Below are 372 nucleotides of genomic sequence, written 5' to 3'. Positions count from 1 at the left end.
CGGCCCGAACAACATATCGAATTCCAGCCCGGATGCCATGATCGCATCCGCATAATAGCGACCCAGCCGAGCCAGGGCCTCGCCGGTGTTAAAAGTGCCAGCATTGAAGAAATACGGGCTTTTGCGCCCGGACTTCAGGGTAAATTCCCCGAACTTCAACGCCTCACGCTCTTCGGCAAAGCGCAGAAAATGCTTCTTGTAGTTCTTCATACTCAAGCCTGTGTACTAGCCAGTCTGTTCGCAACAGCGCGAAACCGCGCCACCACAGCGACACGGCCCGCCTTTCTCTCTTGGCGTGTTACCAGCCCAGCGCCACCTGCTGGGCCTTGATGATCTCGCCAATGCCCTTTTCCGCCAGCCCCAACAGGCTGT

The 372-nt window shown here is 57.3% G+C and carries 1 pseudogene; it reads right to left on the bottom strand.

Annotated elements, in window-relative coordinates:
• Positions 1 to 210: pseudogene (gene pyrE, locus A3754_RS25030) on the bottom strand (orotate phosphoribosyltransferase); the annotation flags it as partial.
• Between the last annotated feature and the right edge of the window lie 162 nt (positions 211 to 372).

Source organism: Alcanivorax sp. HI0083 (assembly GCF_001635175.1).
This window is presented reverse-complemented; position numbering and strand designations above follow the sequence as displayed.